Annotated in this window: 24 protein-coding genes and 2 pseudogenes; 8 read left to right on the forward strand and 18 right to left on the reverse strand. The window is 41.3% G+C overall.

Going from position 1 to position 25,256, the window contains the following annotated elements:
• Positions 1-340, reverse strand: a pseudogene (locus H5202_RS23935) (DNA internalization-related competence protein ComEC/Rec2); the annotation flags it as partial.
• 31 nt (positions 341-371) lie between these two features.
• Here H5202_RS23935 and H5202_RS05780 point away from each other — a divergent pair.
• A complete protein-coding gene (locus tag H5202_RS05780; RefSeq protein ID WP_182771220.1) occupies positions 372-878 on the forward strand; it encodes a DUF2062 domain-containing protein in 507 nt (168 codons plus the stop codon).
• Between the two features lie 72 nt (positions 879-950).
• Here the strand turns inward: H5202_RS05780 and H5202_RS05785 are convergent, their stop codons facing one another.
• Positions 951-1,382 carry a MarR family winged helix-turn-helix transcriptional regulator gene (locus H5202_RS05785; protein ID WP_182771221.1) on the reverse strand — a complete coding sequence of 144 codons (432 nt, stop codon included), beginning with the start codon at positions 1,380-1,382 and terminating at the stop codon, positions 951-953.
• A gap of 197 nt (positions 1,383-1,579) precedes the next feature.
• On the opposite strand from H5202_RS05785, the gene H5202_RS05790 reads away from it, so the two are divergent.
• The gene (locus tag H5202_RS05790; protein ID WP_182771222.1) at positions 1,580-2,374 is read left to right on the forward strand and encodes a siderophore-interacting protein; all 795 of its coding nucleotides are present in this window, start codon (positions 1,580-1,582) and stop codon (positions 2,372-2,374) included.
• Positions 2,375-2,586: 212 nt separating this feature from the next.
• Here H5202_RS05790 and H5202_RS05795 read toward each other — a convergent pair whose 3' ends face one another.
• The 5 genes and pseudogenes from H5202_RS05795 to H5202_RS05815 form a co-directional block, all read right to left on the reverse strand.
• Entirely contained in the window at positions 2,587-2,829 is a 243-nt protein-coding gene (locus H5202_RS05795; protein WP_182771223.1) for a DUF3624 domain-containing protein, read from the reverse strand.
• Positions 2,830-2,840: 11 nt separating this feature from the next.
• Positions 2,841-3,425 (reverse strand): annotated as a pseudogene (locus H5202_RS24770) (GNAT family N-acetyltransferase).
• A 24-nt stretch (positions 3,426-3,449) separates the two neighbouring features.
• On the reverse strand, positions 3,450-4,691 hold the full coding sequence (gene lolE / locus H5202_RS05805) for a lipoprotein-releasing ABC transporter permease subunit LolE (RefSeq protein WP_182771224.1): 1,242 nt from the start codon (positions 4,689-4,691) through the stop codon (positions 3,450-3,452).
• Entirely contained in the window at positions 4,688-5,392 is a 705-nt protein-coding gene (lolD, locus tag H5202_RS05810; protein ID WP_182771242.1) for a lipoprotein-releasing ABC transporter ATP-binding protein LolD, read from the reverse strand. The genes lolE and lolD overlap by 4 nt, the downstream gene beginning before the upstream one ends.
• Before the next feature lie 8 nt (positions 5,393-5,400).
• Positions 5,401-6,645: a lipoprotein-releasing ABC transporter permease subunit gene (locus tag H5202_RS05815; protein ID WP_182771225.1), complete on the reverse strand. Its 1,245-nt coding sequence runs from the start codon at positions 6,643-6,645 to the stop codon at positions 5,401-5,403.
• A gap of 157 nt (positions 6,646-6,802) precedes the next feature.
• Here H5202_RS05815 and H5202_RS05820 point away from each other — a divergent pair, with 157 nt between their 5' ends.
• The 3 genes from H5202_RS05820 to H5202_RS05830 are packed head-to-tail and all read left to right on the forward strand — an operon-like array spanning position 6,803 to position 11,975.
• Positions 6,803-7,402 (forward strand): hypothetical protein, encoded by a 600-nt coding sequence (locus H5202_RS05820; RefSeq protein ID WP_182771226.1) that lies wholly within the window; start codon positions 6,803-6,805, stop codon positions 7,400-7,402.
• A 54-nt stretch (positions 7,403-7,456) separates the two neighbouring features.
• A complete protein-coding gene (mfd, locus tag H5202_RS05825; protein ID WP_182771227.1) occupies positions 7,457-10,993 on the forward strand; it encodes a transcription-repair coupling factor in 3,537 nt (1,178 codons plus the stop codon).
• Positions 10,983-11,975, forward strand: a complete 993-nt coding sequence (locus H5202_RS05830; RefSeq protein WP_182771228.1) for a CsiV family protein — start codon at positions 10,983-10,985, stop codon at positions 11,973-11,975. The genes mfd and H5202_RS05830 overlap by 11 nt, the downstream gene beginning before the upstream one ends.
• Before the next feature lie 135 nt (positions 11,976-12,110).
• On the opposite strand, the gene nagZ is transcribed toward H5202_RS05830, so the two are convergent.
• Positions 12,111-13,136, reverse strand: coding sequence for a beta-N-acetylhexosaminidase (gene nagZ / locus H5202_RS05835; RefSeq protein WP_182771229.1), 1,026 nt, complete (start codon positions 13,134-13,136; stop codon positions 12,111-12,113).
• A gap of 233 nt (positions 13,137-13,369) precedes the next feature.
• On the opposite strand from nagZ, the gene H5202_RS05840 reads away from it, so the two are divergent.
• On the forward strand, positions 13,370-14,746 hold the full coding sequence (locus H5202_RS05840; RefSeq protein ID WP_182771230.1) for an L-serine ammonia-lyase: 1,377 nt from the start codon (positions 13,370-13,372) through the stop codon (positions 14,744-14,746).
• A gap of 211 nt (positions 14,747-14,957) precedes the next feature.
• Here H5202_RS05840 and H5202_RS05845 read toward each other — a convergent pair whose 3' ends face one another.
• The 3 genes from H5202_RS05845 to trhO all read right to left on the reverse strand — a co-directional run bounded on the left by H5202_RS05845 (position 14,958) and on the right by trhO (position 18,418).
• Positions 14,958-15,425, reverse strand: coding sequence for a CreA family protein (locus H5202_RS05845; protein WP_182771231.1), 468 nt, complete (start codon positions 15,423-15,425; stop codon positions 14,958-14,960).
• Between the two features lie 250 nt (positions 15,426-15,675).
• A complete protein-coding gene (gene yegD, locus H5202_RS05850) occupies positions 15,676-17,082 on the reverse strand; it encodes a molecular chaperone (protein WP_182771232.1) in 1,407 nt (468 codons plus the stop codon).
• A gap of 271 nt (positions 17,083-17,353) precedes the next feature.
• Positions 17,354-18,418 carry an oxygen-dependent tRNA uridine(34) hydroxylase TrhO gene (gene trhO, locus H5202_RS05855; RefSeq protein ID WP_220493779.1) on the reverse strand — a complete coding sequence of 355 codons (1,065 nt, stop codon included), beginning with the start codon at positions 18,416-18,418 and terminating at the stop codon, positions 17,354-17,356.
• A gap of 236 nt (positions 18,419-18,654) precedes the next feature.
• On the opposite strand from trhO, the gene H5202_RS05860 reads away from it, so the two are divergent.
• Together H5202_RS05860 and H5202_RS05865 are read left to right on the forward strand one after the other, a co-directional pair.
• A complete protein-coding gene (locus tag H5202_RS05860; RefSeq protein WP_182771233.1) occupies positions 18,655-19,371 on the forward strand; it encodes a glutathione S-transferase in 717 nt (238 codons plus the stop codon).
• A gap of 169 nt (positions 19,372-19,540) precedes the next feature.
• On the forward strand, positions 19,541-19,741 hold the full coding sequence (locus H5202_RS05865) for a hypothetical protein (protein WP_182771234.1): 201 nt from the start codon (positions 19,541-19,543) through the stop codon (positions 19,739-19,741).
• Positions 19,742-19,821: 80 nt separating this feature from the next.
• Here the strand turns inward: H5202_RS05865 and H5202_RS05870 are convergent, their stop codons facing one another.
• The 7 genes from H5202_RS05870 to H5202_RS05900 form a co-directional block, all read right to left on the reverse strand.
• The gene (locus H5202_RS05870; RefSeq protein ID WP_182771235.1) at positions 19,822-20,370 is read right to left on the reverse strand and encodes an NAD(P)H nitroreductase; all 549 of its coding nucleotides are present in this window, start codon (positions 20,368-20,370) and stop codon (positions 19,822-19,824) included.
• A gap of 108 nt (positions 20,371-20,478) precedes the next feature.
• A complete protein-coding gene (locus H5202_RS05875) occupies positions 20,479-21,072 on the reverse strand; it encodes an HvfX family Cu-binding RiPP maturation protein (RefSeq protein ID WP_182771236.1) in 594 nt (197 codons plus the stop codon).
• Positions 21,073-21,164: 92 nt separating this feature from the next.
• Complete coding sequence (locus tag H5202_RS05880) at positions 21,165-22,010, reverse strand: DUF6279 family lipoprotein (RefSeq protein WP_182771237.1); 846 nt, start codon at positions 22,008-22,010, stop codon at positions 21,165-21,167.
• Between the two features lie 68 nt (positions 22,011-22,078).
• Entirely contained in the window at positions 22,079-23,077 is a 999-nt protein-coding gene (locus tag H5202_RS05885) for a phosphotransferase (protein ID WP_182771238.1), read from the reverse strand.
• 35 nt (positions 23,078-23,112) lie between these two features.
• A complete protein-coding gene (gene pnuC / locus H5202_RS05890) occupies positions 23,113-23,823 on the reverse strand; it encodes a nicotinamide riboside transporter PnuC (protein ID WP_182771239.1) in 711 nt (236 codons plus the stop codon).
• A 5-nt stretch (positions 23,824-23,828) separates the two neighbouring features.
• The gene (locus tag H5202_RS05895; protein WP_182771240.1) at positions 23,829-24,089 is read right to left on the reverse strand and encodes a YkoF family thiamine/hydroxymethylpyrimidine-binding protein; all 261 of its coding nucleotides are present in this window, start codon (positions 24,087-24,089) and stop codon (positions 23,829-23,831) included.
• Positions 24,090-24,142: 53 nt separating this feature from the next.
• The coding region (locus tag H5202_RS05900) for a TonB-dependent receptor (protein ID WP_182771241.1) at positions 24,143-25,256 on the reverse strand (1,114 nt) is incomplete at its 5' end.

The following is a 25,256-nucleotide window of genomic DNA, read 5'->3' on the forward strand; positions in this document are numbered from 1 at the left end:
CATTATTAAGCGCCAACGTTTCAAAAAAAGCATCTTGTTTGGATTTGGGTATAACGCGCACATCAAAACTAATCCAGTCGCGGTTTTGGCTAACTAGTGATACTATCTGCGCCTTAAATTCAATTTGTTGCGACTTTTCAGCATATTGATGCATATATAGACAATGAAAAAACAGGCTCAGCCAAATGACTGCAAATAAGCAGCCAGCTATAAGCGGCCCTTTGCGAAGGCAAAGAAGCATAACCAAGAATAGAATGGGCAAACACCACATAGGTGCCAGCGAAGGCCATAACATCGCTGATAAAGAACAGGCGCAAAAGCCATAGATAAATCGATTCATAATGAATTAGTTAAGACATTAATCGACAAATATGCCAAAAAAATTAATAAAAAGATTTATGCCAAAACCAGAAACACTCCGTAACCATAAGTATTTACGGATGTTTGGCAAACTATTGCACAAGCCTAATCTGTGGGCATTAAATAGAAAATCTGCTCCAGGAGCATTTGCTGTGGGGCTATTTGTGGCTTGGATCCCTATGCCATTTCAAATGGTCGTGGCTGCTGGATTTGCCATTGCTTTTAACGTCAACCTTCCCGTTGCTGTGGCGCTGGTATGGATAACAAATCCCCTGACTATGCCTATTATGTTTTATGGGGCGTACTTGTTAGGCGTTAAAATCTTGGGACATAAAGCACAAGCATTTCAATTTGAAGCCAGCTGGGCATGGATTGAAGCCTCAGTATCAACCATCGGCCCACCCTTTCTCGTTGGTTGCTTATCTCTTGGCATTATCAGTGCGCTAGTTGGGTTTATTGTGATTAAGAGCATGTGGCGCTATTCAGTTTTGTTTAAATGGCAAAAGCGTAAAGGTTAGAAAGTCTTCGATTGATTGGATACTTTACCCATTTACTCTTACTAAGGTCGCTGTAGCGGCCTTTTCTATGAGCTAAAGGTGTTGATTTAAATTTTGCGCCATCTTCTTTGCTAAACGCGTAAAATCCGCAATTTCTTGGTCTGTTAATCCACTTTTCATTAACTCATTCACACGTAATTCTGCAATAGACAATTTCATAACAACTTTAACTCCCGCAGGGCTTAAGCCTAAAAAATAGCTGCGTTTATCGTTAAGGTTGTCTGACTTTTCAGCATACTTCAGATTAATTAACTCTTTGATCAACCGCGCCAGTTGCGCCTTATCAATCAATGTTTTATGCACAATATCATTTGCTGTTACTTGTTTATCTTGGTTAGCAATAATTTTTAATACCCGCAAATGTAACGGCGTTAACCCAAATTCAGCACTATCAATAGCATGACGCAATGAACGCTTTACACTGTGTAATAAATTAAACAACGGCTCTTTTATATTTTCAGACATTAGACATCCTCAAATTCATTTTAATACCCCATAAGCATCAAACTCAATTACAACAACTAAAAACTAGTTGACTTTGTCAACAACAATCAATATAGTGGACATTATCTACTAACGGCAAGGTTAATGCAATTATCAGTTGCAGCAAACGAGTGATTAAACCCCAACACTTTGCTAACCCAAACGACAGGCAAGTTCTTATGAGTAACCAATCAGCTAAAAAATCACTAACCAGATTAACTTATATCAGTGACATTATTGAAATAAGCCCTTATTTACGTAGATTGGTGTTGAGTGGCGAGCAACTGGCCAATTTCCCTGCCGATCAACAAGGGGCCTATGTAAAAGTATTAATACCGCAACCCGGTGAAACCACCGTAAATATCACATTAACCGGTCCTAATGCTGCGATTAAGCGCTCATATACCATCAGGGAGTTTGATCCTTTACGTGGTCAACTTAGCTTAGATTTTGTGATAAATAAGCATACGGGGCCAGCTACCGATTGGGCAAAATTAGCTAACGTTGGCGATACTGTGGCAATTGCAGGGCCGGGGCCATTAAAAATGAATCGATTTGATGTTAGTAACTACCTATTATTTGGAGATTCCACGTCTATCAATGCCGTTGATGCATTGATAAAGCGGCTTCCCGCCACCGCTAAAGGGCATATCATTATGTTGGTGAATAGCCAGCAAGAGCAAACTCTGCTCAGCCAGCACCCATTATTGAAAAACCATTGGTTAGTACTTAATGACGGTATCACTGCTGAACAACAAATCGCTTGGTTGTTAGATAAACTTGATCACTTTGGTGATTTACCGTCAGATACACACGTTTTTGTCGGCTTGGAAGCTACCCAAGTGAGATTAGTAAAGCAATACTTGCTTGAGCAACAACAATTACCATTAAGTGCAATCAGTGCTACAGGGTACTGGAAGCGAAATACTGATGCTGACACCTTTGGTATACAAAAACAGATGCAGCCGCTGTAGTGACTTTTGTTCAGTTAAACAAAGCACTGATTAAGTGATGGGAAATAACAATCAAAATTTGACGATTTTCATTCAAACTTGTTATTTTTGAGACTGTAAATAATTTGGTTGAACAAGGCACAGTATCTGATGACTTGCTGCGTCAATAGTATATCCACTGCCAATAAATGCTACACAATTAACCGGTAATAGGACTGTTTTGACGCGGTAGATTACAAGCGGAGGCTCGTTAGGCTGCGATAAGTCCACACCACCAAATGCAGTGTAAGTAATCCACTGAAACTAACAGCAAAGAAAAGTAATGCAATGGATTCTACGATCTTAGGCGTGTCCGCATAGCAATACCACCAAAGTGGCCATGCAATTATGCTCAGTAGGGCTAATTGCCACATGCAGCGTTTACAGCGGCCAATTTTTTGTCTAAAAACAGAGTCGGAACATTGGTTACAGGACATTACAGTTTTCTTTATAATTTATGCTCAGGATATTGATTCTCAAACTCGCTCGCCAACATGGCATATAGATACTCATCACCCCATGCACCTTTAAAAAACACATTGTTAATAAAATGGCCTTCACGACGAAACTGCAATTTTTCTAAAAGCGCTGCACTGGCTAGATTGAGGCAGTCAGTTTGAGCAATAACTCGATGACGAGATAATTCCACAAACAAATATTGCAATAAACGAGTTAGCGCTTGTGCTGCAACTCCTTGTCCTCGAAATGCTGGAGCAACAGTGAAACCGACTTCAACTTGACAGTCATCAATAAAATGTAGCGCCAGATCGCCCATTAACAACTCATGCTGGTCACTAATAGCTAATTGATACCATTACCCTGCTTTAGCAAAATCGTGGTAGTGGGTCGAATTGAATAAGCTTAGCGCATCTTGATAGTGATAATCCGTCCAACGCTGATATCGAGCAATATTTTGATCTGCTCTGCAGGCGGTAAATGCCATTAAATCATTAAGGCTAAATGGCCTGATGATTAAACTACCCGAGGTTAACGTAGGACACTTTAGTGGAAACAAACTAGCAATACTGTCCATATCAACCTCGTTCGTTTACAGAGTTTACCTGCCCGCTAATGCCGTGGCTGGCGCGATTTCAGTCGCTTTCCACGCAGGGTAAATAGTTGCAATAAGGCTCATGAATAGGCCCATAAACAATACAACTAATACATCTTGATAATGTAATTCAGAAGGAAGGAAATCAATAAAATAAATATCTGACGCCAATAGTTGAATACCCAACAATTGCTCAAAGCCATTTGCTATCGCGCTCAAGTTATAGGCAAAAGCGACGCCAAACACACCGCCAATAGTGCACCCCATAAGCCCATTTAATGCACCCTGTAACATAAATATGGTCATTATAGCGCCACGACTGATGCCCATTGTCATTAAAATAGCAATTTCAGAGGCTTTATCACGTACCGCCATCACTAATGTCGACACAATGTTAAAGCACGCCACAGCAATCACCAGCGCTAATACCAAGTACATCACTAAACGCACTAACTGAATATCTTGATAGACATGGCCTTGTGAGCGAGTCCAATCATTAATGTATAAATATTGTTCTTGGGCGAACCCCAAATCACGAGTAATGCTCGCTGCATTAAGTACATTAGCGACTTGAATGCGTACTCCGCTAACCGAAGTCCCTAGCGTTAACATATCAGCCAGATACTCCATCGATGTATAAGCCTGGATTGATTCAATTTCCCCGCCGACATCATATACACCAGAGACCACAAACCGATGACTTTTAGCCGAGGTTAATTGACTGTTATTGGCATCTGGGGTGAACATAGCTAACGTGTCGCCGACATTAAGCTCTAATTTAGTCAATAAACTACGGCCTAAAACAATATTATTTTGATCGCCCTGTAACGACTGCCATGCCTCTGTAGACATGTATTGGTTAATGCTCGACACATCAGCTTCATGGTTAATATCAATACCCGTTACCACCAGTCCTTGAAAACCACTCGGCTTTTGCACTAACCCTTGCAAGCGAATAAACGGTGCTACACCGGTAATTTGTGGTAAGTTTTGTGCGCTTTTAGCAATGACCTGCCAGTCGGCGATGGGTTCATTCACACCAACAAGTTCACCATGAGATGCCACGCCCAATAAACGTTGTTGTAATTCTTTTTCAAAGCCATTCATGGCCGACAACAACACAATCAGTACACCGACGCCTAACGCAATGCCCGCAGTTGAAGCAAATGAAATAAAACCGATAAAACGATTCGATTGCCTGGCACGAAAAAAACGCCAACCAATTGTTAATGGTAACCACTGACTCATTCGGCCTGCCCTGTACTATTAGGAACCACTTGTAACACACCATCTTTCATGGTTAATTGACGGTCCATTTTAGCGGCTAATTTATGGTCATGAGTCACTACAACAAACGCAGTATCAAATTGCTGAGCCAGCTCGCGGATCATCGCATAAACATTATCGGCACTACTGGCGTCTAAATTACCCGTTGGCTCATCGGCTAACACTAACTTGGGCTTGTTTATTAATGCCCTAGCTATCGCAACACGTTGACGTTCGCCACCAGACAATTGCGCTGGGATATGATGTAATCGATGCCCCAAACCAACACGATCTAGTAAGTTTTTAGCATCGACCAAAGCTTGTTTTTTATCTCTACCTTGGATAAACGCAGGCATAGCGACGTTTTCAATCGCAGTAAATTCAGGTAATAAATGATGGAACTGATAAATAAAGCCTAAATCGTTATTACGCACTTGTGCTTGGCGCACCGCAGACAATTTATATATGTCTTCGCCATCAAGTAATACCGTACCCGACGTTGGCGAATCTAAGGTGCCCATAATGTGTAGCAAGGTACTTTTACCTGAACCAGAACTCCCCACTATGGCCAATTGTTCGCCTTTATAAACCGTTAAATCGACTCCAGACAACACATGGGTAGTCACTTCACCATCATGATATTGCTTGCTGACATGATTAACTTGTAATAACGCGGTTTGTATTTGACTCATTATTCGTATCTCAAAGCAGTAGCGGGTTGAACCCTTGCAGCCGATAGCGCAGGGTAAAGAGTGGCAAGTAAGGTAATTAATAGCGAGCCAACAATAATATAACTCATTTGATTTATCGACAATTGCACTGGTAATGTTTGCCCAACACCTAAAATAGAAACACCAAGACCAGATAGAATTTCATTTAAATTCAAGGTAACAGCAATACCAACAACCGTCCCTAGAATTAAACCTAACAAAGCATTTAATAATCCCTGCACAATAAATATGCCCATCACAGACGAGGTCGTGACACCTTGTGTTTTGAGTACAGCAACATCAGTGGTTTTATCGACCACCATCATGACCAATGCCGACACCATATTAAACGCGGCAACAGCAACGATTAAACTTAACATCAACGACATCATGTTTTTTTCCATCTTAACGGCCGAGAATAAGTGGCCAAAGTCTTGCCGCCAGTCGCTGGTTTGGATTTCAATATTTTGTTTCGCAAAGCCAGCAACTACTTTGGGTGCCAGTGCTGGCGCAGAGAAGGGATCATTCAAATATACCCGCAATTCATTAATGGTATTACTGTCTTGGCGCATCAATTTACGCGCATCTTTGTAATGCACATAGGCAACACTTGAATCAACTTGCGAGCCCATTTCAAATACACCGGCAACGGTAAATTTACGCTGACTCGGCACAGGTCCCATGGGTGAATACACCACCCCATCACCGCTTAACACTCTGACTTTATCACCTGCTTTAACGTCTAATTTGCGAGCTAGATCAGTGCCGAGCACAATTGAATACTTGCCAGCTTGTAACGTTGAAAAAGCATCTGAATAAGTATGAGCCGCAATGCTCGACAATGATTGCTCAAGCTCTGGGTAAACCCCATACATTTGTATAGCTTGAATGTTACTGCTCGATTGGATCATGGCTTGAGTGGTCGCACTAGGCACAATGCCGCGGATATTTTGTAATAAATAGTTATCGGCCAACAGGCTTTGGCTACTTTGTTGCCAATCCCTAAATCCCATATCGCTGATCAGGGTCATTTGTGGCACAGCCCCTAAAATGCGATTTTTTAGTTGGCCTTCGAGTCCATTCATTACTGAACTGACCACAATCAATGCTGCAACACCTAAAAAAATACCCGATACAGCAAAAAAGGTAATAAAAGAGGCAAAAGCATTCGCTTTTCGGGCTCGCCAGTAACGGTAGCCAATAAAAAAAGAAAATCCTAAATTCATAAAAAAATACTAATCCTGTGCGCCTATTGGGGCGTATAAGTCAGACAATCAGGCAAAATGTGAATATGAAAACAACAAGCCAGCGTGTATGACTTGCTAAATCATTAAGTTGGGCACGATAATAGGGCTATTAGTGTGATAAATAAAGAGGCAAACCTTGATACCTGACAGCAATTCTTATTTTAGTGTGCCTCACCACTTTAATGTGTACTTAACATCGTGGGATGCAAACCAAGCTTTACCCACTGATGACGAACTTCGCGACATGCAATCTGTTGGGTTAAAACTGCTGACAGAAGTCAAAAGTCTTGAAGCAAATTGTTTACTGCAACTGCGCAATTTAGACAATGATGCTAAAGCCGTGGTCGACTTTTTAAAGCTACAATCGCGTAAAGTCGATTTAGTATTGCAACACGTATTAGAAAAAGAAGTTCAAGATGGTGAGTTATTTAAGGGCGATCAATTTGGTGGCAGTGGAATTAGTATCATTTCATCACGCCCATTGGTTGTAAATGAATACGTTAAGACCCACATCTATTTGCATACAGAATTGGTAGCATTGTTGTGTCTTTGCCAAATACAAAACTGCACCCCAGTATCATCAGATGACGCCACCGAAACCGCTTATTGGCGCTGTGAACTTGAATTTAGCCAAATACTTGAAGACGATATTGAGCAATTAGTTAAAGCAAGCTTGAATGTACAACAAAAAATGCTCAAAAAACGTAAACAGAATATCGATAAACAGCGTAGCTGAAGCCTCGCCTCATTCAATACGACTTGATCGCAAACGGAACTGACAAAGATTTCAATGAACCTATTTAGTGTACTCACGCCGCCGAGTGTAAAAAAAGGCCAACAAACGCAAACTTTGGCAACATTGGGTGGCGTGTCGCAAGCCATCACCCTCGCCAATTTAATCAATAACCATGCTGGCACCAGTATTATTGTCACTCACGACACGCCTAGTGCGTTATCGCTTGAGGTCGAACTGAGTTATTTATTAAACCACATCAATGTGAATGTGTGTTTGTTTCCCGATCGTGAAACACTGCCTTATGATAGCTTTTCGCCACACCAAGACTTAATATCGCAGCGACTTGAAACCTTAGCCAATATTGGTCAAAGCCAGCACAATGTGGTCATCGTACCGGTAAACACCTTAATGGTTCGCCTACCTCCTAAATCATTTATGACTGCCAATGTCATGGTGCTTAATAAAGGCGACACATACAGTTTACAGCAAGCCAGACAACACCTTACTGATACCGGTTACCATATCGTCGATCAAGTATATGAACATGGTGAATTTGCTATTCGTGGCTCTATTATCGATATTTTTCCTACTGGCTCAAAACAACCATTACGAATAGAATTGTTTGATGATGAAGTTGAATCGATACGTTTTTTTGATGTTGACACTCAGCGTTCAGGCATGGCTCGCGATGCGATTCGCATGCTGCCAGCAAAAGAATTCCCCACCGACAGCAATGCGATTGAAGGCTTTAGACAACGTTATCGTCGCCGCTTTGAAGTGATCTCAAAAGAGGCAGAATCTGTTTATCAACTGGTCAGCCGTAATTTAATGCCCGCAGGCATCGAAAACTACTTACCGTTGTTTTTCGATGACACGGCCACATTGTTTGATTATTTGCCGCAAAACAGCCAACTGATCACCTTAGGCAATATTGAGAAAGCCAGTTTAGCGCACTTACATGAAGTCAATGTCCGTTACGAAGACAGACGTGTTGATCCACTAAGACCGTTATTGGCGCCAAAAGAACTTTACTTGCTTAATGATGAATTATTCGCGGCATTTAAATCTTTTACTCGTACCCAATTATTACAGCAACATATTGCCTCCGACACCAATAATGCCGGCGAGCCGCTAGTTGAAGTTGAACTACCAGCTCATACGCTAATCGCTAACGTTGAAACACTGCCCGACATCAATGCTAACCATAAACTCAAACAACCACTGATTGCGTTACAGGAGTATTGTCAGCAGCACCAAAAACTGGTGTTTAGTGCCGAATCGGAAGGTCGACGTGAAGCCCTGTTAGAATTATTTGCTAAAATTGACATCAGACCGAAACAATTTGCTCATCTTAACGACTACCTAGCAGCCAAAGACAATATAGGTTTAATCGTCTCACCTTTGGCGCGAGGTTGTGTGCTAACCGACACCGCAAAAGGTGCCGTCAGCATCATTTGTGAAACCGAACTGTTTGGTCAGCGTATTTCGCAGCAACGTCGCCGCGAAAAGCAAAAACAAGTTAGCACCGATGTTTTAGTCAAAAACCTGGCTGAACTTAAAGTTGGTCAACCGATTGTCCACCTAGAGCACGGTGTTGCGTTATACCAAGGGTTAGAAACACTCGATACTGGCGGTTTGGTTGCAGAATATTTAAAACTTGAATATTCAGGTGGCGACAAGTTGTATGTGCCAGTGTCGTCACTGCACCTTATCAGTCGCTATAATGCCAGCGGCGATGGTAATACTCACCTCAATAAGTTAGGTAACGAAACCTGGGCTAAGGCCAAGAAAAAAGCCATAGAACGTATTCGTGATGTGGCCGCGGAGTTGCTTGATGTATATGCTCGTCGTCAAGCTCGCCCTGGCGATGCGATGAGTATTGATGAAGAAGAATACGCTCAATTTAGCCAAGGTTTCCCTTTTGAAGAAACCGTCGACCAAGAAAGTGCGATTCACGCCGTACTTGAAGACATGCAAGCACCACGGGCAATGGATCGCTTAGTCTGTGGCGACGTGGGTTTTGGCAAAACCGAAGTGGCCATGCGAGCAGCATTTGTCGCCGTGAATGCCGGTAAACAAGTGGTGGTGTTAGTGCCAACAACCTTACTTGCCCAGCAACACTATGAAAACTTTAAAGACCGTTTCGCTGATTGGCCTATCGTTATTGAAGTAATGTCACGCTTTAGAACCGCCAAAGAGCAAAGCAGTGTTGTCGAACAGCTGTCTGAAGGTAAAGTCGATATTGTTATCGGCACCCATAAGTTACTGTCATCAGAAGCTAACTTCGATAACCTCGGGTTATTAGTCATCGACGAAGAACACCGCTTTGGTGTACGTCAAAAAGAAAAAATTAAAGCATTACGTGCCAATGTCGACATTTTAACCCTCACCGCCACACCGATTCCGCGGACATTAAACATGGCCATGTCAGGCATGCGAGATTTATCGATTATCGCCACCCCTCCGGCTAAACGTTTGGCAGTAAAAACCTTTGTGCGTGAATATGACAAAGCCACGGCACGAGAAGCTATTTTGCGTGAGATTTTACGTGGTGGCCAAGTGTATTATCTGCATAATAATGTTGAGACCATTGAGAAAACAGCGCAAAACATCCGCGATTTACTGCCAGAAGCTCGCGTAGTAACAGCCCATGGCCAAATGCGCGAACGCGTTCTTGAAAAAGTCATGTCCGACTTTTACCACCAACGTTTTAACGTGCTGGTATGTACCACCATTATTGAAACCGGCATCGATGTGCCCAGTGCCAATACCATTATTATTGACCGTGCCGATATGTTTGGTTTAGCACAGCTGCACCAGCTTCGCGGCCGTGTTGGACGATCGCATCACCAAGCCTATGCTTATATGATGACGCCACATCCTAAACGCATGACCCCAGATGCCCGTAAACGTCTTGCTGCTATTGAAGCTCTAGAAGATCTTGGCGCAGGTTTTTTACTGGCCACCCAAGATTTAGAAATTCGCGGCGCGGGTGAATTGCTCGGCGATGAACAAAGCGGCCATATCTCAAAAATTGGTTTTAGCTTATATATGGAAATGCTGGAGTCCGCCGTAAAAGCCCTTAAAGAAGGAAAAGAGCCTTCTTTAGCCTATATGATGAGTGCTAAAGCAGAAATCGATTTACGTATTCCGGCGTTATTACCAGAAGATTACGTTAGTGACGTTAATATGCGCTTATCATTATATAAACGTATCGCTAACTGCGAAACCGACACTATGCTCGATGAACTTAAAGTCGAATTTATTGACCGATTTGGTATGCTGCCTGTACCTACACGTAATTTAATGGCGATTACCTTGTATAAACATCAAGCCACTGCGTTAGGTATCCATAAAATTGAAATGCACGCTAAAGGTGGCAGTGTCGAATTTGGTCAAGAAAATCACGTCGATCCGATGTTTATTATTGGTTTGTTGCAAAACCAACCACAAATCTATCGAATGGACGGGCCAAATAAGTTAAAGTTCAACATTCCTGCTGAGACAAGCAAAGAGCGTCTTGAGTTAATCAACACCCTGCTTGAACAGTTCGCTAAACATCAAATTTTGGAGACAAATAGTGCTTCGTAATCTTGCGATTTCTATCGCCGCTATCACAGCGCTATCCTACAGCTTTTCAGCCCATGCAGAATCATGGTTTGAAGTTGAAGTGTTTGTATTTGAACGTCAACAGCCGTCTGTTGAAAAATGGCTCAATGCCACACCACCAAAACTCAGTAATGACACGGTGGATATCATTACCCCAGTGATTAGTACCGATATCACCGGAGTTGCCGTTGGCTTAAATGGTTGTACTTCAACCGACTGGAGCAATGGTTCCAGTAATTGTAATGACCCAAAAGTCAGTAACAGTATCGCGGCCCACCCAAGCGAAGTGCCGTTTAATATTGGAGCAAACAAACCTCAAACCGCTTATTTAAGTCAAGGTCCATTACTGCTAGCTCAAAGCCAGGGTAAGTTTAATGATTTAATTCGAACCATCCAACGCGAGCCTTACGTTAAAAGCCTAGTGCATTTAACTTGGCAACAAAATATGCAGTCGCGCAGACGTGCTAAGCCTGTGCGTATATTTGGTGGAAAGGATTTTTCAAAAAGTTTTGAATATCATGGCTTAGCTGTCAAAAAACCAGCTCAAACAGAAGCTATGCCAAGCACAGAGTTTGGTGCCTTAGGTAACACGTATGAAGCACCAAAGATTGGCCCAGTATGGGAATTAGATGGCTCGATAAACATTTATTTGAGCCATTACCTGTATATTGAAAATAATTTGGCTTTACGTAAACCGACTCAAAAAATGCTTGAATCAAGTCCTTTAGAGTTTAATGAATATGCCGCTCTAGAAATCGAAGGTAAAAAGAAATTAGCACCTTACTTAGAAAGTATCCCACTTATTCAAAATCGTCGTGTGCGCAGTGGTGAAATCCATTACTTTGATCACCCACAACTGGGTGTCGTGATGCAAATTCGTAAAATGGCTCAACCTACAAATGTTAAACCGATTGATTTAACCGAGCGTGCTACCACTAGCCAACCAGTACCTTATACCGGCTAACCATTGAATAGCTTAATACTAAAAAACCGGATCAATTGATCCGGTTTTTTGATTAATAGCCTAGCTCATTGACTCAATGATCTCAGCTCGAGATAAAAAATACATCCCTAACTCGAACAGTGGTTATTGAAAAATTTACAATGATTGTGCAATGCGAGTGATGTCCATAGCCAATTGCTGCGCAGCTTGCCAACGTGTTTGCTGCTCAAGCGCCAGCAAGGATTGCGCGGTATTACCTTTTAGCGATAATGCGGTATGCGTAGGCTCGGCAGCCGGCCAATCAAACTCGGTTAATAAAGCATTAACGCCAACAGGATCATTACAGACCAAAATCATATCACAGCCAGCATCTAACGCCGCCTTAGCACGGCCAAGGTAGTTACCTGCAAAGCTGGCACCCTTCATGCCTAAATCGTCAGAAAAAATCACCCCATCAAAAGCTAATTGTTGACGTAAAATAGTTTGTAGCCAGTAAGACGAAAAGCCAGCGGGATTAGGGTCAATATTTGAATAAACCACATGTGCTGGCATCACACCTTGTAGCCGCTGAGAACCTATCAAGTTCTTAAATGGCTGCATATCAAAAGCTTCCACTTGCTCTTTAGTGCGTGGATCAACTGGCATTGCAATATGTGAGTCGGCAGCAACACTGCCATGACCAGGGAAATGTTTTCCTACCGCGGCCATTCCGGCCTCATTCATGCCAATGATAAACTGCTGCGCTAATGCACTGACTTCATCAGGATCTGCGCTAAAACTGCGTTTACCGATCACTTCACTTATACCATTTACGTCTAACACAGGCGCAAAACTTAAATCAATATCGCACGCTAACAACTCAACAGCCATTAAAAAACCACACTCTTTCGCCCATTGTTTAGCTAATGTTAAATCACCTTTAGCAGCAGGTAAAATATCACCCATGGCAGGAATTAAACTAAACCCTTCACGAAAACGTTGAACTCGGCCACCTTCATGATCGACCGCAATTAATAATTCAGAGCGAATACGGCGAACACTTTTAACCAATTCAATTAATTGACTTTTATTTTCACAGTTACGACTAAAAAGTATAATCCCGCCAACCTGTGGATGTATTAACTGCTCTGCTTCTAATGCAGATACAGTTAAACCAGCAAGATCCATCATTAAATAGCTCAAATCTTTCCCTTATCTATAAAGCTGACAATCATGTCAGGTTAATCAAGTCACATTATGCATCAAGTATAAGGCTGGCTAATGTGAGAATAATGCATCAAAAAATCTAATGAACAGTCATTGATTAATGTGTGGGATACTCTACCAAGAATAGGAGATAAACCGTCAACATTACTTTTGACGATTATACTCACTTATAACGAAAACAATAAACGACTCAGCAAGGGTTAAACAACATGATTAGCGTATTTGACATGTTCAAAATTGGTATCGGCCCTTCTAGCTCACATACTGTGGGCCCAATGAAGGCAGGTAAAATTTTTATACAGCATGTCGCTGATAATAATTTATTAGCGAATACCGATGAGTTACAAGCAGAATTATTTGGATCTTTAGGCCAAACAGGCAAAGGTCACGGCACAGGGAAAGCGGTCATTTTAGGCCTAATGGGTGAAGATCCAGAAACGGTAGATACCGATGGTATTGATGCCATTTTAGAAACGGTGTCTACCACTCAGAAACTTACCTTAGCAGACGGACGTCAGGTAAAATTTACTCGCGAAGAAGGGGTAACCTACCACAGACGTAAAACCTTGCCTGCACATGCTAATGCCATGACCTTATATGCATTGTCTAAAGGCGAATGCATATACCAACGGACCTATTATTCGGTTGGCGGCGGGTTTATTCTTGACGAAGATGAAATTACTCAACGTAATGCGTCTCCAGCAACGCCAATTGAGCAAGCACCATATGACTTCAACAGTGCATTGCAATTACTGCAGTTGTGTTGCGAAAACGGCTTAAGTATTTCATCATTAATGATGGCCAATGAGCTTAGCATTGCCACTGAAGATGAGATCAAACAAGGTTTGTGGAAAATTTGGCAAACCATGAAAAACTGCGTTGATCGCGGTTATCAAAAAGAAGGCATATTGCCAGGCGGTTTAAAATTACGTCGACGTGCGCCAGCACTGTACCGCCGTCTAAAAGCAGAAGGACGAAATAACACTGATCCATTAACGGCTATGGACTGGGTAGATTTATTTGCTTTATCGGTCAACGAACAAAATGCAGCAGGCGATCGCGTCGTCACGGCCCCAACAAACGGCGCGGCAGGGATTATCCCGGCAGTTTTGTGTTACTACGATATGTTTGTTCAAGAAGTCGACATCGATGTGTGTAGCCGCTATTTATTAACTGCTGCTGCCATTGGTATTCTGTACAAGAAAAATGCCTCTATTTCTGGCGCTGAAGTCGGATGCCAAGGCGAAGTGGGCGTAGCCTGTTCAATGGCTGCCGGCGCGTTAACTGAAATAATGGGCGGAACCGTAGAACAAGTTGAGAACGCTGCTGAAATTGGCATGGAACATAACTTGGGGTTAACTTGCGATCCAGTTGGCGGCTTAGTACAAGTGCCTTGTATTGAACGTAACGCTATGGGTGCAGTAAAAGCGATTAATGCTTCACGCATGGCACTTCGCGGTGATGGTAATCACAAAGTGTCATTGGATAAAGTCATTAAAACGATGATGGAAACCGGTAGAGACATGCGCAGCAAATACAAAGAAACAGCAAAAGGCGGTCTTGCGGTGAATATCGTCGAGTGTTAATTGGCGCATTAGCTTAATCGAGTAAATTCGATATGCCTGTTAGCGAACCTAACAGGCATTTTTGTATGCCCTGAACGGGTAGATAACCTGTTAATGATGTCATAGTGAAATCAATTAACTGAACAACCTGTTTTCCCTAGCATCAAAACCAGATATTGGGGCGGTAGAAAATGCATTCGAACACACCCAAACCAAAGAGAAACCTTTACCTTTAGTGAGCTTGAGCGGGCTCAACAAATGCTTTGGTTCCCCAAAGCGGAACAGTCGAAAGGCTGTGTTTAAAGCTTCCCGATGTTTCTTTGGTAGAGTAAGAGACATACATTAATGTTTGATTTTCAGCATCGAATATTCTTCTGATTTTCATGGTTTTGAAAAAAATACTTTTTGATTTTTTAAACACAACCTCACCTGATTTGCTCTTATCTATTTGTTCAATCATATCGGTGGTGATTTCCCCCGTTTGTCGGCAAGAAATAGAACTATCACTTGGATCTGAAAAACTGAGATTCTCTTCTATTGAAGCAATATGACATGTGACACCGGTTACGATGTCATCCTTTAAAATGTTTAATTTTATATCTTGTGTCGTAAACATTCCAAGTGATACATCACCGACTTCGTTGTCAGAACAAGCCGTAAGAAGTACAGTTAACCCTAGCGTAATGAGTATTTTTTTCATCGGTAACACCTTGTAATATTATGGGTTTATTCCATCAAATAGCTTGGTATAAAAATTTTTAATTTTACCATTAAAGGCAAATCATTATGGTAAGCCTTTAATGCAAAATAAATCTCCGTTGACGTTGTAGCTACCACCACTGAGCATGATTAAGATTCTAACTGCTTAGACTAGTGCCTGAAACATCATGTTTATGAGCATCTTACTATTAGCATAATGGTCAACCTTTATGAGCTAAGAGCAATTTATTTTAGTTAAATGCACTTTGAGCACAACGGGTTAAACCTGCAGTCACCGAACCGAAATGATCACCTACAACCACTTTGGCATTGGGGTAAACATTGGCAATTTTATTGTATATCGAAGGGCTTCTGGCCGTACCGCCTGTCACATATACAATATCAGGTGTGATTGGCATATCGCAATCTTGTAACTCTGCTTTAGCGATGGCCGTTTGCATTGCTTGTTTCATTAACGCTTCAACTTTCGCTAAAGGATCATTAATGGCTTGCTCAAACTGTGCTGCTGTTAATGGGACTAACAGCCCCTTTTCAATAAAATCTAACGAACATTCAGTGGTTTCATTGTCTGACAAACTGATTTTTGCCGCTTCAGCTTGGCGTACAACTTGATAACTCATTTGATTTTTTTGTACTTTTTGTAAACGGACTAATAGTTCTGGTTGCAGTGCTTCTTTGATGAGCTGCTCAACAAGTTTACGAGAGGGTAAACTGACAAAGTCACGTTGGGCACTAATATCATTAACGGCCACTGCGTTCCAAAAAGGTGTTCTTGGCATTGGTTTACCGTTAATCATGAATGCGTCTGCACCAAAGCTTGGCATCAATCCAGTCATTGCTAACGCGATATCTAAATCGTTACCACCGATCCGTTGACCAGAATGCCCAAAACAGTCTGGACTGCGATCTTGTTGCTTAATGTACGACGGTCCCATTTTTACCACTGAACAATCTGTCGTACCACCGCCCACATCCACCACTAGCACGGTATTGTCATCGCTAAGGTTTGACTCAAAATCCATTCCCGCTGCTAGGGGTTCAAATAAAAACCTAACATCGGTGAAGCCTGAACGAGTTGCTGCAAGGCGTAAAATAGTTTCAGCTTGTTGATTACTGTTTTCGCCACCTATACCTTGAAAATTAACCGGTCTACCTATCACTGCATGACTTGCTGCACTAAGCGATTTTGCGCTTAAGGCCTTATCGGCGAGGTTTTTAACATGTTGCATCATCAAGGTAACAATGTCTTCAAATAAGGCTATTTGTTCAACACGCAACCCGTTTGCACCTAAAAAAGATTTTGGAGAGCGGACATAGAAACCTTCTTCGGGCATGTCTAAATAAGCATCTATAGCAGCTTGTCCAACAAACACAGCTTGTTCATTGGGCGACAGATCAAGCTCATGTCGCATTTGTTTTGCTCGCATTAACTGCGAACTGCGCAAATGAGAATACTCTGCTTTTAAGTGTTCAGGTAAACCTTGGTATACCGCTTCGGCGATCAGCTCGCGATCCATTGCGTATAACGTAGAGGGCATAAAATCCGAATGAGTTGATAATGGTAATAACGATACCGCATCATCAATCATTACCCCTATCGCACAGTTGGCACTGCCGTAATCAAATCCAACAAACATTGACTGACCTTCTGTCGTCTAATCGAAAAAAAGCGCTTAAAATAACACACTTATGACACTTGCTAAACCATTTATCACTGTTTTATCTCTTGCTTGAGTAAAGCAAGTCCCACATATTAAAAAGTAACCCTGTATATGGCGTTTAACATGATACAAGTCTCACTAGTCTGAATACGGGATAACGGCTAATACAGTGCAAATAACAACTGTGCAAATAACAAAAAAGCCCAATCTTATGTAGATTAGGCTTTGGTATTAACAAAGGTATTCATTAGCCTTTGTTATTCATTTTTTCTTGTGCTTTACGCTGAGCTTCTTTTTGTTGGCGACGAGCATCAATGACTTGTTTTACATCACTGCCAATATGCGCTTCACCGCGTTGCTTGGCTAATTGTACTTGACGCTCACGCTCAATAAAGCGCTGACGTTGCTCTTCCGGCACTTTATCAATGCAATGAGGGCAACTGACACCTTGAACATACGCTTCAGTTTGTTTTTCGGCTTCAGTAATTGGCATACGGCAAGCGTTACACTGATCATATTGGCCTTTTTCTAAGCTGTGATTTACTGCTACGCGGTTATCAAACACAAAGCACTCACCTTCCCATAAGCTTTGCTCTTGCTCGACTTCTTCAAGATATTTTAAAATGCCGCCTTCAAGGTGATATACCTCATCAAAACCCTGCTCTTTTAAATATGCAGTAGATTTTTCACAACGAATACCGCCGGTACAAAACATTGCCACTTTTTTGTGCTTAGCTGGATCTAAGTTTTGCTTCACATATTCAGGAAACTCACGGAAAGTCTCTGTCACTGGATTGACAGCATTTTTAAACGTACCAATCTTTACTTCGTAATCATTACGAGTATCAACCAACACCACATCAGGATCTGAAATCAGTGCATTCCAGTCTTTTGGTTTCACATACGTCCCGACGACTTTACGAGGATCAATGCCTTCAATACCCATAGTCACAATTTCTTTTTTCAACTTCACTTTAGTGCGATAAAACGGCATTTCAGCGTCAAAAGACAGCTTCGTCACGATATTATCTAGACCTGGTTGAGTGCCTAACCAAGCCAATAAAATCTCAATCGCTGATGAGGTTCCTGCAACAGTGCCATTGATCCCTTCTTGGGCAAGTAACAAAGTGCCTTTAATTTCGTTTTGTTCCATGACAGTCAACAATGGCTGACGAACGGCCTCAAAATGAGGTAATGCGACGAATTTATATAATGCGCACACAGCAACTTGGGCTTGAGATGCAGCTGTTATAGCTTTTTGAATAGGTTCTTGTTTAGGCTCTTGTTTAGATTCTTGTTTAGGCTCTTGCATAAAAATATTAACTCCGCTGGCTGGAACTTAATTTCCAGTGCATATTGCAGTGCATATAGTAAGGCCTGCACACTGTGCACAGACTCAAAAAAACGGCCGAAAGTATACCTAAATCACGGTAAAAAAAATACTAAAACCAGCAGATGTACTTTTTTACAATGTTACTAACGGTTAATTTTGGGTTTTCAGCCAAGAAACGTTACTCTATTATCAAGACATCATTTTATAGGCACCTAATGAACTCTGCCATTTTGTACAGCTTTCGTCGTTGCCCTTATGCTATGCGAGCACGTATTGGCCTGCATTTAAGCCAGCTGAATCCTGTAGTACGTGAAATAGAACTTAAAAACAAACCTGCTGAGATGATAGCCATTTCGGCCAAAGGCACGGTGCCAGTTTTAGAGCTTAGTAACACCCAAGTGATCAGTGAAAGTCTTGATATTATGCGCTTTGCATTAACTGAACACCCCGCTACCGATAACCATTACTTAACCACAACCGAGTATCAAACCCTTCAATACTGGTTAGATAAATCAATGACTGAATCGCTCATTAATGCCAATGATAATCAATTTAAACCATGGTTAGATAAATATAAGTATGCAGACAGGTTCCCTGAATACAGTCAACTTTGGTATCGACAACAGGCAGAGCGGTTTATTCAGACATTGGAGGACCAGTTGCAGCAACATAACTATTTGTGCACTAATAGCTCAACACTAGCTGATTTTGCTATTTTTCCATTTATTCGACAATTCGCTAATGTTGAACCCATGTGGTTTAACACCATGCCGTACCCTAACGTATGCGCTTGGTTGGCTAGATTAATGAACAGTCCGCTATTTAACGTGACGATGTACAAATATCCTTTGTGGTTACCGCAAAAAACTATGATTCAGCTCAAACATTCAATACTTGATGATGGACAAGTAATACCTTTGTGCAAAAATTGAAAATTATGATTATTTAATGATTTACGGGCTATTAATCCGTTAATTTTTAAAGTAAATTAAAGGTGTTAGCAGTGAATAGTCGTTAAAGAACATGGATTTCTATTATTTTTACTGCAGATGTTAAGTTTACACTTAAATAAGTCATTGCTGGAATGCAAAGGAACATGACATGAATAATATGGATATTACGTTAGTAGTAATGCTCATTGCATTACTGATTTTACATATTCACTTTTGCTATCGAGCCTTTACCTCGAAAGCACACATCACAAATGGCCAACGTGTAGTGTGGTCGATGCTCAGTTTATTAGTCGGACCATTAGGCTACTATGTCTATCAAAACATGATCCCACTCGAGTTCTACGAATAGACAATAAAACGGTGCTTGATGATTAGCATATAAACGAGCCTTTTTGTTCAATAAAGGCTCGTGTTCACTGTTGACCTAGCTTATAAATAGCGAGCGTATTGCTGACCATTTTTTAATGGTTTTATTGGTGCCTTTACCGCTGGCATACCTACGTATAAAAATCCCACTATTTGATCTTGTTCTGACAAGCCTAATTGTTGATGTACATTAGCATCAAAAGCAAAATCGCCTGTACGCCATACCGCACCTAGCCCAATAGAAAATGCCGCTTGCTGCATTGCCATCGTCGCACAACCAGCTGCAATATGTTGTTCTAAAACGGGTACTTTATCATGTGTTTGTGTTTTGGCTACCACCGTAATCACCATCGGAGCACGGTAAGGCATGTTGCTCACTTTTGTGAGAAAAGCTTCATCTGCACCACTTTTTTTAGCTGCATCAACAAAAATGTCAGCCAATTTAGCTAAGCCATCATCTACCGCAATAATAAACTCCCAAGGCGTTAATGCACCGTGGTCTGGTACTCTTGCCGCTGCATCAAGTATAAAAGTGAGTTGTTCGGCATTTGGTGCAGGGGCAACTAGACGGGGAGTCGATTGGCGAGTCAATAACAGTTGTTTAGCGTCCAAGATACAATCCTTTTGAGTAAATTATGCTGCCGATATTAGCAAAAATCCCACGTATTAGGTGGGATTTTTTAGGGGTGTTCTATGTAACCTAATGTTATGTAAACAAGACTACTTTAAAAACCGGCGTCCTATAAAGTAATCAACACTGGTGTAACGGCCTCCACCAATCACAAATAATGCCAATAACATGATTAAATAAGTCATCGCGAATTCAATACCATTATTTAAAATAACAAAATTACCTGAGCTGGTTAACCATTCGTAATTACCATGCTCTTGTAAAATAGATTTAGCCGCAGATAATTTTTCCGCTGAAGCCAACACTTGCTCATTCGCCAGCCACGAACTTGCATCGGCAATTGCTAACCAACCATTGGGTAAATGGACCGCAAATACTGCAACTAACATTGTGACCATCATTGGCAATGCCACGAATCGAGTGGCTAAGCCAATCAACAGTAAAAAACCACCGAATAATTCAGTGCCTGCAGCTAACGCCGTCATGACTTCTGGCATGGGTAAACCCAAACCCCAGTCAGTGTTACCAAACCACGCTGCGGTGTCTTCAAAATGTGACAATTTATTGTATCCTGCCTGCATTAATACTGGCGCAAGATAAAGTCTTAGCAGTAAGGCGGCTAAGCCATCTGTATGTTTAATCACATTTAAAAATTGTTGATATAATCCACTTAGCATTTGCATAATTTTTCCTGGCTGAAATCGTTGTTGTAGTAAGAGACCCGCTAAAGATTAAAAATATTTCAGATTAGGTGATTAGCGACTATAAATAACTATTACTTGTCTAAGTGTAGTTCAGTTAAATCTTCTACTAATTCAGCTAGCTTTTTATCAAAGCGCTTACGTTGTTTTTGACTAAATGATTGATTTAGTTCTATTAACATTGAACCAAATTTACGAGTATTTTCGGTAACATTGTCGCGATACACCTGAGATTTTAGTTCATCAGGCGAGACCATTAATAACTTCATTTGTTGGGTAAAGTAATCTGTTTGCTCACGACGTTTCAGTGCTTGTTCAAATTGGCTTAACCATTCATGGCGATACTCAAGCCACATGTCTAACGTGGCTAAACGTTCCGTATTGGCTTGATGAATAATACTTTTTTGTGCATCTGTCACATTGCCGGTCCATTCAGATAATTGTTTGGCGATTCTTTTATCTGAGTCGGTTATTAATTCTGCTTGATCTTTACCGGCATATTCTTCGATTAATTCTTTCTGTTCTTTTTTAAGCTGCACAAGAACCTGATTAACCTGTTCATCGGATAAGCTCGCTATAATGGGCAACAGATCAGGCATAACAAAATCGAAAATTCGGGACCAATGCGCCTTTGCCATTGACACTTGCTCAAGCCATAGTTCAGGGGTCATGGTGTGTTGATTAGTCAATGTTGACAATAACGACAGTTGATCACGATACCGCGGTAATTCTTGTTGGCGATGCCAGACTAAAAATGATTCAATCACAACATCGAATTTGTCTTGCTGCTTTGAGGTTAACTCTACGTACTCTTCAACTTCCCACTCTATTGCCCAATCCAGAAAAAAATAGCTTACTTTGGTTGAGCAACCAACAAAAAATAGGCTACTTAACAGTAGGATAATCAATTTTTTAGACACAGATAATTCCCTTATCAAAACTTACATGAATTGTACTTTATAATATCCTTGTACTTCATAAGAGCATATTAGCAAGTGATTAATGTAAAGTATTGTGTAAAGCATTGTAAGTATTGTGTAGATTTTTGCGGTTCTTTGGCTGCCATCAATAAAGCCCACATTGCCGAGAACAACCAAAAACAATTCATTGCGGCGGGTAATGCAGCTTTCGCTGCAGCCACATCGGTGAGGCTAGCAACCTGACAATATTGTATGATCACGTTATCGATCAATTGGTTCATTTGCGTCGTTGATAACTGATGACTGGCCACAACGCTGGCTAAGTCGAACAACGGATGACTCGCTACAGCATATTCATAGTCGATACAAAGCAACTGATGAGACACACTGCCACTAAGCAGTAAATTGTGCGGGGTTAAATCTCGATGACAAAAAACCGGCAACAATACACAGGCTTCTAACTGCGATAACCAATGCCGAACAAGCCCATTTAAACGTAATAATTGCTGCCACGCATCATGCCATTGAGGATCGACTTGTGACCCCATTAATGAATCCAATTGATATGCGTATTGTTGCCACTGCTCACTCACAGTAATACTTTTATTTGGTACAGGTAACTGACTTAGTTTACAAAATAATGCGCTAAGCAAAGGCACTGCATCAACTGCGGCAACAGATTTATTTGTGGGTTGCCCAAGAGATAAATGACTGCGCGTTGACGAAAATATCGACCAGTCTATTTCTGGTTGATCAATAAACTCACTCAAATACAGTTGTTTATCATCACTGACCCAAATTAATGCTGGGGCAATATTAGCCATTATTGCGGTTTGCCAACATTCAACTTCAAGCGACCTATCACACCAATTACTGTGGGGTTGATTCACTCTTAGAACCTTATCTCCATCATCACAAGATAATTTAATATTAACATTACTGATCCCTGTGTTAAGAAAGCACACCGCGTTACATTGCGCCACGAGCTGTTCAAACAATGTGGTTGGCATGGCTTTGCTGATCGTATTAAGCACATCAATTGGTAGAGATAACAACGGTTGGGGCATCAATATTTACTCTAATAAAATGACATTGTGGTTAGCTATACGCCAACCACCTCTTGACTCGTATTGTGTTGAGTTATTATATGATGACGATATTTCTTACGCCACATCATGTATCCACCAACAGCCATCGCGACATATAAAACGAACAAACCCGAAGTCAACATTAAGCCTTTTTGGAAATAAAGGTAAATTGACACAAAATCAATGACAACCCAATAGAGCCAATTCTCTAGCACTTTTTTAGCCACTAGATAAGTTGTTACTATCGCAAAACAAGTGGTTGCTGCATCGATATATGGAAATGCTGCCGACGTGTAATTAGCCATTAAATATCCCACTAACATAGACACTAATGACGTAGCACCGATGAGCCAAGCATGAGTTATCCAAGACCAACTGGTAATGTTAAGATGATTGGTGTCTATGTTGTGCTGAGAACCATTGTTCAAATCAGAATGATGCATGTGGCTTTGTTGTGAAGGTGGCACATGTAACCACAGCCAATAACCGTATACCGCCATGCCCATATAATAGATATTAAGGACTGATTCCATCAATAACGAAACATTCCAAAATAAAACGGTGTAAATGGCGGTACTAATAAATGCTGCCGACCAACACCAGATGTTAGTCCGCATAGCAAGAATTAAGTAAGCAAGCGCTAGCATAACGGCAACAGCCTCCCAAAACGTCATTAATGACGCTTCACTAAAGGCTTGTTGTAGCGTTATAAATAGATCATTCATTGTCGTTATTCGCTATGAGCAAGGTCGAGCTCACCACCGATAAATTTACACACAAAAACAGCTTTACCCCACTTTTGGTGTGCTGCTTGCATTTCAACGGCTAGCATCGACATCACATCTGCATACTCACCACAGACTTGGGTTGCCATGGCGTTTGTCACTCGTTGAATATTGTTATAACTATCCACTCTGCCGATAAACCACTGAATAGGATCGAGATAGTTCTCATTAAACGGATACATGCTGATTTCTGCAGTTAACTTCATTTCTATTCCTTAATTAAAACCGCTACAACACTGGTTGCAGCGGTTTTGAGTCATTACATAAATTGGACTTCTAATGTCACACCAATTTGGCGCGGATCACCGTAACGAATATATTGCTTGTCTGCCCAATCTTGATCGGGTTCGTTGCCAAAATAAAAACCTCGCACACCATATTGTTCATCAAATAAATTGCGACCCCATAGATATGCCGACCATGTTGGCGTTTCATAACCTAAGCGCGCGTTATAAATAGTATAGGCTTCTGACTGAGATTCATTGCTGTCTGAATAATAAAACTGACTTTTACCACTGGCATTTACGTTTGCAAACCACCCAGAATCAGCAACATACGTCATACCCGCACTGTAAGTGAATTTAGGTGAATGTGCTAAGTCACGTCCAGATAAATCTACGGTAGAACCGTATTTGTCACTGTATTGATATTGGCCATATTCAGTTTCTAACCAACCGAAACCACCGTAAAATTCAATATTTTCTGTCAAATACCATTTTGCATCTAGCTCAGCGCCATAGTTATTTGAACTACCAGCATTTTCAGTAAATAGAATAAAACGCTGCGGGCTATCTGGGTCTTGTAAAGATGCTGCCACTTGTTGGTCTTGGCGATCCATATAAAATAGCGCCAATGTAGAATCCACTTCTCCGTCAAACCAGCTCGATTTCAAACCGACTTCATAGTTATATAAAATCTCAGTGTCGAACTGTTTCTTGTTAGACAATTCAGCAGGTAATGTCATATTAAAACCACCCGCTTTATAACCGCGGGCAACACGAGCATAAGCATTGTGATTAGCATTAATGGCTTTTGACAACGCAATATGGCCTCCCCACATATCTTCTGATGGGGCAAAGTCATCGTTATTACTATCACTATAATCGCTATCGCGACGCTCGAAACGCAACCCTGTCGACAATAAATAATCATCGCCTAAATGGCTGTCTAGTTGACCAAATACGGCATAGTTTGTCGCCTCGTAATTTGACTGCAACACTTCATCTGGCCAGGTGTTGTATTCCGAGTATAAGTCATTATCTTCTTTCAAATTCATCGCGTATACGCCAACTAACCAGTCGGTGCTACCTGCAAAAATCCGCCCAGCCGTTTTTGACGATAGACGAAATTCTTGGGTTAAGGTTTTCCGGTCG

The sequence above is a fragment of the Shewanella sp. SG41-4 genome, assembly GCF_014164505.1.
Lineage (GTDB): Bacteria > Pseudomonadota > Gammaproteobacteria > Enterobacterales > Shewanellaceae > Shewanella.